The sequence below is a fragment of the Ilumatobacteraceae bacterium genome (assembly GCA_033344875.1).
GTDB lineage: Bacteria > Actinomycetota > Acidimicrobiia > Acidimicrobiales > Ilumatobacteraceae > Ilumatobacter.
In genome coordinates this window covers 367,491-381,357 of the sequence record JAWPMO010000001.1, presented here as the reverse complement: position 1 = coordinate 381,357, position 13,867 = coordinate 367,491, and the positions used below count along the sequence as shown (strand labels likewise).

Here is a 13,867-nt window from a genome sequence, read left to right as displayed (position 1 = left end):
GCGGCGGCTCAGTGGTCCGATGACACCGAGCGGGCGGTCATGATCGCGCGGGCGCGCAGCTCGGACACCACGGCGGCCAGTTCGGCACCCCCGGCATCGAGCATCGCCTCGCCGAGTTCCGCGGATGCCCCGCGAGGGTCGCCGCGCACCCCGTTGTCGGACCACCCGCTCCACGGCTCGGTGATATGGATCGGCCGCTTGGATTTCTCGTCGGGTTGACGCCCGAGCGTGTCCCTCCAGATGTGGGGTGATGTCGGGAACGCCTGCCCGGGCTCCATCCGGTCGGGATGGACCAGCTCGGGTGCCAAGGCCATCATCAAGGAGGTTTCGAACGCGCAGGCGTGACTGGCGGTGGTCGCCGGTCCCCGCTCGACGGCGACGTCGCGGACATCGGCGAGTTCCCACCACGAGACCGACGCGAACAGGTGGTCGGGGCAACGGAACAGTGCCTCGCGCGACGCGAGGTCGAGGGGAGCGACGTTCGATCCGTGGCCGTTGACCGCGAGGACGCGACGGAACCCCGAGCGTGCCAGGGCGACGAAGACCTCGGTCAGTACCGCGATCAGGGTGTCGGTCGAGTGAAACACCGCACCCGGGAAGTCGGCGAGGTGCTCACTCAGACCGAACGGCACGGTCGGGCCGACGATCACGGTCGATGGCTCCGACGCCCGCACGGCGCGGGACGCGAACCCCTCCGCGATCCGGTTGTCGGTATCGAGCGGGAGATGAGGTCCGTGCTGCTCGATCGTGCCGACCGGAACGATCACCACGGCGTCTGCAGTCGCGAGCGACTCGACCTCGGGCCAGGTCAGCTCCGCGAGTCGGGTGGGCATCGGCGCGCTCACCCGATCGACACGTCGACGCCGATCGCGGCCAGCCGCTGGGTGACCTCACCGGATGCGTCACGGAAGATCGAGGATTGGGCATCGTCGGTGACGCCGCCGAGGCCAGCTGACGAGGCGATGCCGTGCGCCGCGAGGAGCCGGTCTCGGAGGGGGCCATCGGAGAGCAGGGCAGGCACGCGTCGTCCGGCGGCCTCTTCGTTGTTCATGACGTGTTCGACCACACCGGCGATCATCACACGATCGGCCTGATCCCGTGATGGCAAGGTGTGGGCGAGATGGAGTTCCGCAACGTCCACCATCCGGGCCTTGTCACGCACGATCAGCTCGACGACGTTCGCGATCGGCGCCACCGCCTGGCGACCCGTGGCCTCCCACATCCGGAGGTCGACGATCGCCTGGGCGAGGACGTGGGCAGCGAGATACGCATCGAGATCGGTGTCGACGTGGAGGACTCGTCGCGCGAGGTCGTCGTCGAGCAGACCGGCGAGGACCGAGTCGTCGGACCCCGACTCGTAGTGATCGAGGCGAGACGCCAGGAGGTGCCCGTAGTCGGTGGAGCGGGCGCGTTCCACCGCCCGCATCGACAAGCAGTACTTGATGTCGATGTCGACGCCGAGGTCGAGGCAGGCTCGAACCAGGGTCGCTTCGGACTCGGCGATGGCCGGAAACTCGACCCACGCGAGATGGCTCCACACCAGTGCACCGGCAGCGCGTTGGTCGGCGTCCCACGCCGCGACGTCGAGTCGGTCCCAATGGACCGCAGCCTCTGGGTCCCAGACATCGACCAGCGAACGCTCGTACGCGTCCCAGATGGCGGGGAGTGTGGATTCGAGCGCGAGCGGGAAGCGCTGCTCGGTGCCGAGCGCGAACTCGTGTTGCCGGTCGGTCGCGATCATCGTTGACGTCATCGTGATTCCTTGATTGGTGGTGGGGCTCGTGGTGCGAGGTCGGTGGTGCCGCCCGTGGTTCGGGCTCAGAAGGTGCCGGTCTTGGGATGGTGGAACGGTGGGAGCTCGATGCCCCAGCCGCGCATGCGGTCGCGGATCCCGGCGACCGATTCGGTCAAGATCGGCAGCTCGAGCTCTTCGACCGTGGCCCCGAGGCCGGCCTCGTACACGATCCGGTCGGCCTCGATCTCGGACAGGTCGGGGTCTGGGGCCAACCAGGCCGAGTGGTAGCCCTTGAGTTCGACCGCCTCCATCATCCAGACGACCTTGTCGCGCACCTCGTCGAGTTCTGCCGGTGTCATGTTCGGGACGCGATAGTCCATGTACTGCCACCCGAACTCGCAATGTCGCACCTCGTCACGGAAGATGAGCTGGAGGATCTGCTTCGCGACCGGATCCGTCGTGATCTTGATCAGTGCTCGGAACACGTCGTACGCGATCACCTCCGCGCAACAGATCAGGGCGGCGAAGATCGCTTCGAGGGAGGTGTCGGCATCGAAGCTCATCCCTCGGACGCCGTGGGTCGCGACCGACCCTTCGAGGTCCTTGCTCACCGGTTCGGGGAGGTAGCCGCCCAGATGGTCAGCCATCCGTCGGCAGACGTCGGCGTGGCGGACTTCTTCTTGGGTCCGGATCGTCCAGAACATCGCGAGATCGGGTTCGCGGCGCTCCTTGACGTAGCGAAGCAGCAGCGCCGGGCTCTCGGAGATCGCGCCGTACTCGCCCCACGCCCGGCGCGACCAGTACTGGCGGGCGGCGAAGAGCTGCTCGTCGGTGTACTTCGAGATGTCGAGTCGGTCCCAGTCGATGTCGGTCGCGGGATTCCACTCACCGGCCTTTGCTCGCCGGTACAGGGTCCGAACCCCGGCGACGCCGTCGTCGAGTTCGAGTGGCAGGTTCTGGTCCGGCAGGTCCAGTACCGCGTGAGATCGGCCGCTGCCGACCGGTGCCAGTGTGTACGTCATCATGCTCCTCACTCACCGGGGAGAACCCGGGTCCAAGATCTGAGATCTCACACGCTAGCTCATCGAGGTCACCTCGGCAAGCGCAACCCCGAGAACCCCTGATTCAGCGATCGAGATTGACCACCACGTGCTTGAGGTCGGAATAGGCATCAACCGATGCCGCCGACAGATCCTTGCCGTGGCCCGACAACCCGAATCCACCGTGCGGCATCTCCGAGATCAAGGGAAAGTGGTCGTTGATCCACACCGTGCCGACGTGGAGGTCGCGGGCAACCCGCATCGCCCGACCGACGTCACCGGTCCAGACGCTGGCCGCCAGCGAATACGGCACCGCCTGCGCCATCTCGACCAGGTCTCCTTCGTCGACCGGGTGCACCGTGACGACGGGCCCGAAGACCTCGCGCTGGACGATCTCGGCGTCGTGGTCGGCGCCGACGAGCACCGTCGGCTCGAAGTACCACCCGTCACGATCGGGTGATCCTCCGCCGATCGTCGCTCGCGCACCGGCGGCGACGGCGCGGTCGACGAAGCCGGCGACGCGCTCGCGGTGCTCGGAGGAGATCAGCGGCCCGATCTCGGCACCGTCGTCGAAGGGTGCCCCGACGACCACCCCCTCCGCGGCCGCGGTGGTCGCCTCGACGACCGCATCGTGGATCTGGGGAGCGACGAGGACGCGGCAGGCCGCCGTGCAGTCCTGACCCGTGTTGCCGAAGCCGCACATCGCTGCCAGCAACGCCACCGCCTCCACGTCTGCGTCGGCGAACACGATCATCGGGGCCTTGCCACCCAACTCGAGATGGGTTCGGGCAAGCCGGTTCGCGGCGGCGGTCGCGATCGCCTGTCCGGTCGTGACCTCACCGGTCAGGGTGATCATCGCCACCTCCGGGTGGGCGACCAGGTGCGAACCGATCGTCGCCCCGTCGCCGGTCACGACACTGAACACCCCGGGTGGGACGACGTCGGCGGCGAGCTCGGCGAGGCGCAGCGCGGTCAGCGGGGTCAACTCCGCCGGCTTCAGCACGACCGGGTTCCCCGCCGCGAGGGCGGGCCCGATCTTCCAGATCGCCATCATCAGCGGGTAGTTCCACGGGGCAATCGCCGCGACGACACCAACCGGCTCACGACGCAGCATCGAGGTGTAGCCCGCGACATACTCGCCCGCCGCCTGCGTCGTCGGGGTCCGGGCAGCACCGGCGAAGAAGCGGAGATTGTCGACCGCGAACGGTATCTCCGCGGCCGCTGCCGCCAGCGGCTTACCGGTGTTAGCCGCTTCGAGCATGGCCAGATTGTCGATGTCGGCCTCGATGCGGTCGGCGAGGCGAAGGAGGACCAACGCTCGGTCAGCCGGCGTCGTCCGGGCCCACGCAGCGCGGGCACCAACCGCCGCGGTGACCGCGTGATCGACATCGGCGACGTCCGCGTCGGCGATCTCGGCGAGGACGGCACCGCTCGCCGGGTCGACCAGTCGGCGTGGCGCACCACCCGCCGACACCAGTTCGCCACCCAACCAGATCCCCTGCTGTGGCAGCGCCAACGTGGGGTGTGTTTCCATCATGTTTCACTCCTGTGTCGTTTGCCGGGATCTAAGATACCGTACCCGGCACGCAGGGATTGTATGATTGGCTGGCTCCATTCGAACAACCACCGACCCATCACACCGCCGATCGAGCCAGCCGGTCGGGCGATCCACCATGGGCGAAGAAGGGAACCAGAATGAGTAACCCGGCCGCATTGACGCCGCTGCAGTCATCACAGTTGAAGGACACCGCATACGACGAGATCCGACAGGCGATCACCGACCTTCGCCTCCCGCCTGGCGCCCCGATCTCGGAGAACTGGCTGGTCTCCCAACTCGGCATCTCCAAGACACCGATCCGCCACGCACTCACCCGCCTCGAGCAGGAAGGTCTCGTCGAGACGATCCCGTTCAAGGGGACCTTCGCGGCCGAAACCCGTGACTCCGACGCCCGCGACCTGATGGAGGTCAGGGCGGTCCTCGAGATCGCCGCCGCGCGCCGAGTCGCCGAGCATGCGACCCTCGAATCGATCGAGGGTTTGCGCGCACTGGCCACACAGGGCGCGACATCCGAGGCCGCCGGCGACCATCAAGGCGCACTGCGCCGGATCGGCGACTTCCACACGGGCCTGATCGACCTCGCCGACAACCCATGGCTGAGTCGCTCGTACGCAGCGCTCGGTGGGCCGCTCGCCCGGATGCGATCGATCAGTGGGTCGCTGACCAATAGTGTCGAGGACTCGACCGACGAGCACCTCGCGATCGTCGATGCACTCGCAGAACGCGACAGAGACCGCGCCGCCGAGCTGCTCACGAACCATCTGGACCGGGTGCTCGCGCTCGCACTCGCCGACGGCAGCTGAGCCGGGCGCATCACACGATGACCTCACCAGCGCATCCTGGTGGCCCAGCGATCCACAACGCCCTCCACCGCTGCCTCGGTGTGGCGGCCGGCGAGCAGGTCACGGTGCTGGTCGACTCCGACACCGATCGTCGAGTCGTCGATGCGCTGGTCACCGGGATCGATGCCTCCGAGGCGGTACCGGTCGTCCTCGAGATGCCCCGCGCGGTGATCCCCGGGTCCGACGTGCCGATCGCCGTCGCCGCGGCGATCAAGCACAGCGACGCCGTGATCGAACTGACCTCGGTCTTCATCGGCTCGAACCAGGCGCGACGCGACGCGACCGACATCGGGGTGCGCTACCTTGCGATGCCCGGCGTTCGGCTCGAGACCTTTCGCCCCGGGGGGCCGATGTCGGTCGACTTCGACGAACTGCGCGCCGCCGCCGAACAGGTCGGCGAGCGCTGGAACGCCGCCACCGAGTTCTCCCTCACAACGCCCGCCGGTACCTCGCTCAGCGGCATCGTCACCGACCGTCCCGGCCGGGTGTTGCACGGCATCTGCCGAACGTCGGGCAGCTATATGGCACCGCCGGACATCGAAGCCGGCACCGCTCCGGTCGAGGGGACGACCCACGGCATTGCCGTGATCGACGCCGACCTGTTGTTCATGGGTGTCGGGCCGTTGCCGGAACCGGTCGTCCTGACCTTCGACGAGGGACGACTCGTGAACGTCGAGGGCCCGGAGAGCGAGCGACTGACCGCGATGCTCGAACGCTGTGACGATCCCCGGATGACGAACTTTGCCGAGGTGTCACTCGGGCTCAATCCGGCGGGCCGTGTTTGCGACGTGGCGATGGAAACCGAGTCCGCACTCGGTACCGCGCACATCGCACTCGGCAACTCGATCGCGTACGGCGGCGCGGTCCCCGCCGTGGCACACCTCGACTGCGTCATGCGCGACGCGACCCTGACCCTCGACGGCGTCGCCGTCGACGCGACCTCGATCATGACGTCGGTCGACACGTCGACACATTGACGTCGGTCCCCTGACGTCGGTCGAGGCACGTCGACCGCGGGTGACGCCGGGTCAGGGTGCGACGTCGTCTTGTGCGTGCGACACCCTCGACTCTTCGCGCAGCGCTTCCAGCAGGCTGGCCTCGAACTGGGCGAACCGCGCGTCGGTGACGACGCCGAGGTCGCGTGGACGCTCGAGATCGATCTCGTGGACCTCGCGCACCCCCGCCGGCCGCGCCGTCAGGACATAGACGCGGTCCGACAGGAAGACCGCCTCTCGGATGTCGTGGGTGATCAACACCACGGTCCATCGGAACTGTTCCCAGACCTCGGTCAACCACTCCTGCATCTCGACCCGTGTCAGTGAATCGAGTGCACCGAAGGGCTCGTCGAGCAAGAGCACCGGGCGGTCCTGGACCACGGTTCGCAGCAGCGCCGCGCGCTGACGCATCCCGCCGGACAGCTGCCACGGGTACGAGTCCTCGAATCCAGCGATACCGAAGGTCTCGAACAGGGGCCGGGCCTTAGCCCGCGCCGCCGATCGGCTCATCCCCTGCACCTCGAGCCCCATCGTCGTGTTGTCGAGGATCGTCCGCCAGGGAAACAGGAGGTCCTTCTGTGGCATGTAGGCGAACTCTTCGGTGTGCCCGGTCGCGAGATGGCCGTCGACCCTGATCTCGCCGTCACTCGGCTGTTCGAGGCCGGCGATCATCTTGAACAGGGTGCTCTTGCCGCAGCCGCTCGGACCGATGATGCTGATGAACTCCCCCCGACGGGCGTGCATCTCGACACTGCGGACGACGGGGAGTTGACCTTTCTTGGTCGAGAAGCGCTTCGAGACCTCGCGGAGCTCGAACGCCGGGGGCTGATCGGTGTCGGTCATGGTCATGGTCGTCACTTTCTCGATGCTGGAGGTGCTTGGTGGTTCGTGCCGCGTCCGATCGGGCGATCAGGCCGTCGGCATCACGATGACTGGCTTGATGGCCACACCGGTCTCGGCGTCGTGGGCGGCCTGGTTGATCTGATCGAGCGGATAGGTGGTGATCAGCTTGTCGAACGGGAACGAACCCTGGCGCCAGAGGTCGAGCAAGAGCGGGATGAACAGGTGGGCCCGAGCATCGCCACCGATGATGCCACGGACGAACCTGCCGAACAGGACGCTGTGATAGTCGAGTGCCAGCTCGGTACGCGCCGGCGGCACACCGACGAGTCCACAGGTCCCGAGGAGTGCGAGTGACTCGACCGCTTGTCGAGCGACGGCGGGGACCGCCGTGGTCTCGAGGGTGTAGTCGACACCCCGGCCATCGGTGAGCTCGGCGATCGCAGCGGCGGAGTCCGTCGTCGACCCGTTGACGACATCGGTTGCTCCGAGGTCGGTCGCGGTCGCCAGCCGGGAATCGTGCACGTCCACCCCGATGATCCGCGTCGCGCCGAGCGCAGCGGCGGCCATGATCGCACTCAGGCCGACGGCACCGGTTCCGAACACGGCGATCGACGAACCCGGCTTCACCCCGAGCGAGTTGAAGACCGAGCCGGCACCGGTCTGGATGCCGCAGGCGAGGGGTCCGAGCAGCTCGAGGGGGAGGTCGTCGTCGACCTTGACGACGTTGTATTCGGTTGCGACCGCCCGCGTCGCGAACGACGACTGGGCGAAGAAGTGTCCGTTGACGTCGGTGCCGTCGCGGTCGCGCAGGGTTGCCGAGCCATCGGGCCGCCGGCCCGAGAAGTTCAGGTCGTAGTGGTGGACGCAGTACCCAGGGGGTGCCGTCCGGCAGAACTCGCAGTGCCCGCACGAGTTGATGCTCATCACCACACGGTCGCCCTCGGCGACGCGCGTCACCTCCGAACCCACCGCCTCGACGACGCCGGAGCCCTCGTGACCCAGCACGAGTGGGAGCGGCACCGGGAACCACTGGTCGCGGCAGATGAGGTCGGTGTGGCAGATTCCGGCGCCCGCGACCCTCACCACGATCTCGTGGGGACGCAGGTCGTCGAGCGCGAGGTCTTCGAGCTGGAACTGCCCTCCGGACTCACGGATCACCGCTGCTGTCGTCGTCTCCATCAGTACCTCCGTCTCATCGGCTGATTCATCCGCCACAGTTTGACACGGCGCATGTGGGATCTAAGATACCAGACCTAGCGCTCCCGTGCGAACCGCACGAGCACCCACGTTCGGACCGGGCGGTGGCGACGGGAGCTTTCCCACCAACCGCCAACACCACAGCAACAAGGAAGAGAGGCACTCCGTGCAACCGTCAGAAATCGCGGAACAGGTCCTGGCCGCCGTCGACACCCAGCGAGCGATCGAACTCACCCGAGCGGTGTGTCGAGTCCCGAGCGTGCTCGGCGACGAGGGTCCGCTCGCGAAACTGCTCGCCGACACGATGGCCGAGTCGGGGTTCGACGGGGTCGAGCTCCAAGATGTGGTCCCCGACCGACCGAACGCGATCGGCGAGGTCCGCTTCGGTGACGGACCGCGCGTCGTCCTGACCGGACACATGGACACCAAGCCGGTCTCGATCGGATGGAGTAAGACCGATCCGTTCTCGGGCGACCTGATCGACGGGCACGTCTATGGGCACGGGATCATGGACATGAAGGCAGCGTTGGCCTGCCAGATCGTCGCCATCGAAGCCGTCCGAGCCAGCGGACTGCCCCTCAACGGCACCGCGGCGATGGCGGCCGTCAGCGACCACATGGGCGACCAGCTCGGCAGCATCAGGTACTTCGAAGACTACACCGCCGACCTGTGCGTGCTCGGCGAACTGTCCGACAACGAGATCTTCCTCGGTCACCGCGGCCGGTACTACTTCGACGTCACGACCCAGGGACGATCGGCCCACACCTGCCACAAGCACCTCGCGATCAACGCCAACATGCTCGCCGCCCACGCGATCGTCGAGCTCGACCAGTCGCGCCTCGAGCCGACGCTCGACGACCGCACCCTCCACCTGTTCGGCGCCGAGACGATGATGGCGCCCGGCCGCGTCTACGGCGGCCTGCCGCCGGGTGGACCGTCGATGATCCCCGACGAATGCGTCATCCGCGTCGACTGCCGTCCCCAGCCCGGGGTCAGCGTCGAAACGGTTCGCGCCGAGATCGACCGCTGCCTCGACGCGGCCAGGACCCGCGACGACCGGTTCCGCGCCGAGGTCGAACTCGTCGACGTCAAGAACCCGTACCTCGCCGACCCCGAGTCGGCCGTCGTGACCACCATGATCGAGGCGGTCCGCCAGGTCCGACACACCGAGCCCGAACTGATGGCCGCTGGGTGGCTCGGCGACACCGCCAGCTTCGGGGCCGACATCCCGACCGTGATCTTCGGCCCCGGCGGCGAGCCGGTCTACTGCCCCGACGAGAACCTCTCGGTCGAAGACATCGAGGAGGCGACCAGGGTGTACGCCGTGTTCACCGCGCTCGCCCTGAGCGGGACGACCGGTTCGTGACCGTTCGCCACCCGCCCCGGGTCCTCGTCGCGAAACCGGGCCTCGACGGCCACGATCGCGGCGCGAAGGTGATCGCTCTGGCCCTTCGAGACCGCGGCTGCGAGGTCGTGTACCTCGGGATGCGCTGTACCGCGGAACGGATCGCCGGCGCCGCGGCCCAAGAGGACGTCGATGTGATCGGGATCTCGATCCTGTCCGGTGCCCACCTGCGACTCACCGACGAGCTCATGACCGCATGCCGGGACCACGGCGTCGACGACATCCCGATCGTGGTCGGCGGCATCGTGCCGCCGCGCGACATCGACCGCCTCCTCGAACTCGGCGTCGCCGCGGTCTTCCCGGCAGGTTCGGACCTGAACGAGGTGACCGACACCGTCGTCGCGCTCGCGGCCGGGGCCGAGGTGGCGCGATGACCGCAGAACGCACCACCGATTCGGGGATCCCCGTCCAACCGGTCTACCGCGCCGCCGACCTTGGGAACAGTCTGAACGAGCGCCTCGGCGAACCCGGCCAGCCTCCGTTCACCCGTGGCCCCTACCCGGCGATGTACCGCGAGCGTCCCTGGACGATGCGGCAGTACGCCGGATACGGCTCGGCCGACGACACCAATGCCCGATACCGCTTCTTGCTCGATCAGGGCCAGACCGCGCTCTCGGTTGCATTCGACCTCCCGACCCAGCTCGGGCTCGACTCCAGCGACCCCGATGCCGCAGCCGAGGTCGGCCGGGTCGGGGTGGCGATCGACACCGCCGACGACATGGCCGCGGTCTTCGACGGCCTCCCCCTCGACCGCCTGTCGGTCAACTTCACGATCAACGCGACGGCCCCCATCATCTTGGCGTTCTACCTGGTCGCCGCCGAGCGCCAAGGGGTGGCCCGGGCGGACCTGTCGGGGACCCTCCAGAACGACATCCTCAAAGAGTTCCTGGCCCGCAAGACCTTCATCTTCCCGCCGGCGCCGTCGCTACGACTCGTGGGCGACGTGGTCGAGTTCTGCACCGCGGAGCTCCCCCGGTTCAACCCGATCTCGATCACCGGGTACCACGCCCGCGAAGCCGGGTGCGACGCGGTCCAGGAGGTCGCGTTCACCCTCGCGGACGCGATCGCCTACTGCGACGACTTCGTCGGTCGAGGGATGACCTTCGACGACTTCGCACCCCGACTGTCGTTCCACTTCGCAACCACCCTCGACCTGTTCGAGGAGGTCGCGAAGCTGCGCGCAGCACGACGGATGTGGGCCACCATCGCCCGGGATCGATTCGGTGCCCAACGGCCCGAAGCGATGCGACTTCGATTCTTCTCCGGCTGCTCGGGTGCGACCTTGACCGCACAGCAGCCGATGAACAATGTCGTCCGCTCGACGATCCAGTGCCTCGGAGCGGTGCTCGGCGGCGCCCAGAGCATCCACGTCATGGGATACGACGAGGCCCTCGCGATCCCCAGCGACGACGCGGTCACCCTGGCCCTGCGGACCCAGCAGATCGTGGCCCACGAGTCCGGCGTGACCAACACCGTCGACCCCCTCGCCGGCTCGTTCTACGTCGAATCGCTCACCGACGAGATCGAGCGTCGCGCCGGCAACCTGATCGCCGACATCGATGCCGCCGGCGGAGCGGTCGCCGCGATCGAGGCAGGCGAACCACAACGGCTGATCGCGACGAGCGCGTTCGAGACCGAGCGGGCGATCGCCGACGGCACCACGGTCAAGGTCGGCGTCAACCGGTTTGCCGACGACGACAACCAGGCCGACCTCGACCTTTTCGAACTCGACGAGAGCGGCTACCAACGTCAGCTCCAGCGCCTCGAAACCCACCTGGCGGGCCGCGACGACACAGCGGTCGCGGCTGCGATCGACGGGGTCCGTCGGGCGGCCGCCGACGGGAGCAACCTGATGGGGCACTTCATCGACGCCGCACGTGCCGGGGCGACGATCGGCGAGATCGCCACGACCCTGCGCGACGAGTTCGGTGAGTACGAGGAGCCGGCCCCATGGTGAGCGCACCGCGGACGACCGACGGGTCGGATCTCCCCCTCAGCGGCACGACCGTGGTCGACCTGACCCGATTCGTGTCGGGGTCGTACTGCACCATGCTGCTGGCGGCGCTCGGCGCGCGCATCCTCAAGATCGAGGTGCCGCCCGGCGGCGACTCGTATCGAGGTCAGGGCGCGACGGCGACCGCGACGGGATCGACCTTGTTCGAATCGATCAATCGTGGCAAGCACAGCGTGCTGCTCGACTTCCGCACTCCTGACGGCGCGGTTGCCCTCGAGGCCATGCTCGCCGAAGCCGACTTCTTCGTCCAGAACGCCCGCCCTGGAAGCCTCGACGCCTACGGCCTCGGCTACGACGAGGTCCACGCCCGGCATCCCCACCTGGTGTACGCCTCGATCTCCGCGTTCGGCGACACCGGCCCCGAAGCCGAACGCGGTGGATTCGACCTGATCGTGCAAGCCGAGAGCGGCGTGATGTCGGTCACCGGGAGTGCGGAGTACGGCCCGGTCAAGGTCGGCCCACCGATCCTCGACATCGGGGCCGGCCTGTCCGCGACGCTCGCGATCGTCGCGGCCCACACCACCCGACAGCGGACCGGTGTCGGGAGCAAGGTGTCGTCGTCACTGTTGGAGTTCGCACTTGCCGGGCTCACCACGTTCATGGCTGACGTGGTCGCCAACGGTCAACAGCCACCCCTGCTCGGGAGCCATTCGCCGACGTTCTCGCCCTACGGCGCGTTTGCTGCCAGCGACGGCCACATCGTGATCGCCGGCACCGGCAGCGACCGACTCTGGCCCCTGCTGTGCGACCTGCTCGACCGCCCGGACCTGATCGACGACGAACGATACGCCGACAACGCAGCACGACTGCGGCACCGCGATGCGCTCACCGCCGAGATCGAGACCGCCCTCTCGCGGCGGCGGGTGGTGGACTGGCTCGGGATCTTCGATGCTGCCGGACTCCCCGCGACGACGGTCCGATCACTCGGCGAGGTGCTCGCATCACCCCAGGTCGACGCGCTCGACATCGTGCGCCAACCGACGCACAGCTCCCAACAAGGTGGCGTCGATGCTCCGTTCCGATTCGACGACGAGCGCCCCACCTTGTCCGCCGCGCCCACCCTCGGCGCCGACACCAGAACGGTTCTCGAGTCGTTCGGCGTCGACCCGGGTGTGATCGACCGATTGGCGGGCCCCAGATGATTGCCGCCGACCAGGTCGTCGAACGGGTCCTGACACGGACTCGGCAACTCGCAGCGATTCCGGCTCCGTCGTTCGGCGAACAGGACCGGGCGGCGGTCGTTCGGACCTGGTGGAACGAACGCTCCACGACCGTGCACATCGACGACGTCGGCAACGTGTGGGCCCGGATTCGCACCGGCGACGGTCCCGCGGTCGTCGTCGCTGCACACCTCGACACGGTGTTCGGCGTCGACGTCGAGCACGGCATCGTCGAACGCGATGGGCGTTGGTGGGGACCATCGGTCGGTGACGACACCGTCGCCGTCGCCGCCCTGGATTCGCTCGACGACCTCCTCCCCCCGTCGGTCGACGCGCCGGTCTGGCTGTTGGCGACCGTCGGCGAGGAGGGAACCGGCAACCTCCTCGGCATTCGACATGCCGTCAGTGCACCGCCCGAACCGATCGATGCGGTAATCGCGATCGAAGGTAACTGGCTGGGGCGGATCTGCACGATCGGCGTCGGATCAGCACGTTTCCGGGTCGAGGTCGCGGGACCTGGTGGACACGCGTGGGAGGCCGCCGATGTCCAGAGTGCGGTCCACACCGTGGCGCGCATGGTAGCCGAACTCGACCGCACTCCCCGTCCGCCCGGAGGGCGCACCGCGATCAACATCGGTCATATCAGCGGTGGTCAGGCGATCAACGTCCGAGCACCGTCGGCGGCGTTCGAGGTCGATCTCCGGGCCGACTCGGCCGCGGGCCTCACCGCGCTGACCCACCGCTTCGACGAGGTGATCGCCCGCGAACGAGGCGACCTCGACGTCACGGTCCACGACCTCGGCTTCCGGCCAGCAGGGGCGATCGACGCCGATCACCCACTCGTCACCGCGGCACGGACCGCACTCGGCGAGATCGGGATCGATGCAGCGTTGACGGCCGCGAGCACCGATGCGAACGCCGCCCACGCGGCGGGACTGGCATCCATCGCCGTCGGGATCACCGTCGGCGCCGGCGAGCACACCCTGGACGAGTGGATCGACCCGTCGCTCGTCGGGAACGGAATACAGGCACTAGCAGCAACGGTCTCGGGCTACCTCCGGGATCGATAAGGAGACAA

13 protein-coding genes are annotated in these 13,867 nt (G+C 67.9%); 7 read left to right on the top strand and 6 right to left on the bottom strand.

Annotation, left to right across the window (positions count from 1 at the left end; all coding sequences use genetic code 11):
- Nucleotides 1–8 precede the first annotated feature (8 nt).
- The 4 genes from R8G01_01785 to R8G01_01770 all read right to left on the bottom strand — a co-directional run bounded on the left by R8G01_01785 (nucleotide 9) and on the right by R8G01_01770 (nucleotide 4,312).
- Complete coding sequence (locus R8G01_01785) at nucleotides 9–833, bottom strand: creatininase family protein (protein ID MDW3212698.1); 825 nt, start codon at nucleotides 831–833, stop codon at nucleotides 9–11.
- Nucleotides 834–841: 8 nt separating this feature from the next.
- Nucleotides 842–1,753 carry a hypothetical protein gene (locus tag R8G01_01780; protein MDW3212697.1) on the bottom strand — a complete coding sequence of 304 codons (912 nt, stop codon included), beginning with the start codon at nucleotides 1,751–1,753 and terminating at the stop codon, nucleotides 842–844.
- A gap of 65 nt (nucleotides 1,754–1,818) precedes the next feature.
- Nucleotides 1,819–2,757, bottom strand: coding sequence for a ferritin-like domain-containing protein (locus R8G01_01775; protein ID MDW3212696.1), 939 nt, complete (start codon nucleotides 2,755–2,757; stop codon nucleotides 1,819–1,821).
- A gap of 103 nt (nucleotides 2,758–2,860) precedes the next feature.
- A complete protein-coding gene (locus R8G01_01770) occupies nucleotides 2,861–4,312 on the bottom strand; it encodes an aminobutyraldehyde dehydrogenase (GenBank protein MDW3212695.1) in 1,452 nt (483 codons plus the stop codon).
- Nucleotides 4,313–4,470: 158 nt separating this feature from the next.
- Here R8G01_01770 and R8G01_01765 point away from each other — a divergent pair, with 158 nt between their 5' ends.
- Nucleotides 4,471–5,136 carry a GntR family transcriptional regulator gene (locus R8G01_01765; protein MDW3212694.1) on the top strand — a complete coding sequence of 222 codons (666 nt, stop codon included), beginning with the start codon at nucleotides 4,471–4,473 and terminating at the stop codon, nucleotides 5,134–5,136.
- A 17-nt stretch (nucleotides 5,137–5,153) separates the two neighbouring features.
- Nucleotides 5,154–6,152 (top strand): hypothetical protein, encoded by a 999-nt coding sequence (locus R8G01_01760; GenBank protein ID MDW3212693.1) that lies wholly within the window; start codon nucleotides 5,154–5,156, stop codon nucleotides 6,150–6,152.
- A gap of 51 nt (nucleotides 6,153–6,203) precedes the next feature.
- Here the strand turns inward: R8G01_01760 and R8G01_01755 are convergent, their stop codons facing one another.
- Nucleotides 6,204–7,019 carry an ABC transporter ATP-binding protein gene (locus R8G01_01755; protein ID MDW3212692.1) on the bottom strand — a complete coding sequence of 272 codons (816 nt, stop codon included), beginning with the start codon at nucleotides 7,017–7,019 and terminating at the stop codon, nucleotides 6,204–6,206.
- Between the two features lie 60 nt (nucleotides 7,020–7,079).
- On the bottom strand, nucleotides 7,080–8,192 hold the full coding sequence (locus R8G01_01750; protein MDW3212691.1) for an NAD(P)-dependent alcohol dehydrogenase: 1,113 nt from the start codon (nucleotides 8,190–8,192) through the stop codon (nucleotides 7,080–7,082).
- Nucleotides 8,193–8,376: 184 nt separating this feature from the next.
- Here R8G01_01750 and R8G01_01745 point away from each other — a divergent pair, with 184 nt between their 5' ends.
- Genes R8G01_01745 through R8G01_01725 form a run of 5 tightly spaced genes read left to right on the top strand, consistent with a single transcriptional unit; the run spans nucleotide 8,377 to nucleotide 13,859 of the window.
- Nucleotides 8,377–9,576, top strand: coding sequence for a M20/M25/M40 family metallo-hydrolase (locus R8G01_01745; GenBank protein MDW3212690.1), 1,200 nt, complete (start codon nucleotides 8,377–8,379; stop codon nucleotides 9,574–9,576).
- On the top strand, nucleotides 9,573–9,989 hold the full coding sequence (locus tag R8G01_01740) for a cobalamin B12-binding domain-containing protein (protein ID MDW3212689.1): 417 nt from the start codon (nucleotides 9,573–9,575) through the stop codon (nucleotides 9,987–9,989). The genes R8G01_01745 and R8G01_01740 overlap by 4 nt, the downstream gene beginning before the upstream one ends.
- Complete coding sequence (locus R8G01_01735; GenBank protein ID MDW3212688.1) at nucleotides 9,986–11,572, top strand: methylmalonyl-CoA mutase family protein; 1,587 nt, start codon at nucleotides 9,986–9,988, stop codon at nucleotides 11,570–11,572. Before R8G01_01740 ends, R8G01_01735 begins: the two co-directional genes overlap by 4 nt.
- A complete protein-coding gene (locus R8G01_01730; protein MDW3212687.1) occupies nucleotides 11,566–12,771 on the top strand; it encodes a CoA transferase in 1,206 nt (401 codons plus the stop codon). Before R8G01_01735 ends, R8G01_01730 begins: the two co-directional genes overlap by 7 nt.
- A complete protein-coding gene (locus R8G01_01725; GenBank protein ID MDW3212686.1) occupies nucleotides 12,768–13,859 on the top strand; it encodes a M20/M25/M40 family metallo-hydrolase in 1,092 nt (363 codons plus the stop codon). Before R8G01_01730 ends, R8G01_01725 begins: the two co-directional genes overlap by 4 nt.
- Nucleotides 13,860–13,867: the final 8 nt, after the last annotated feature.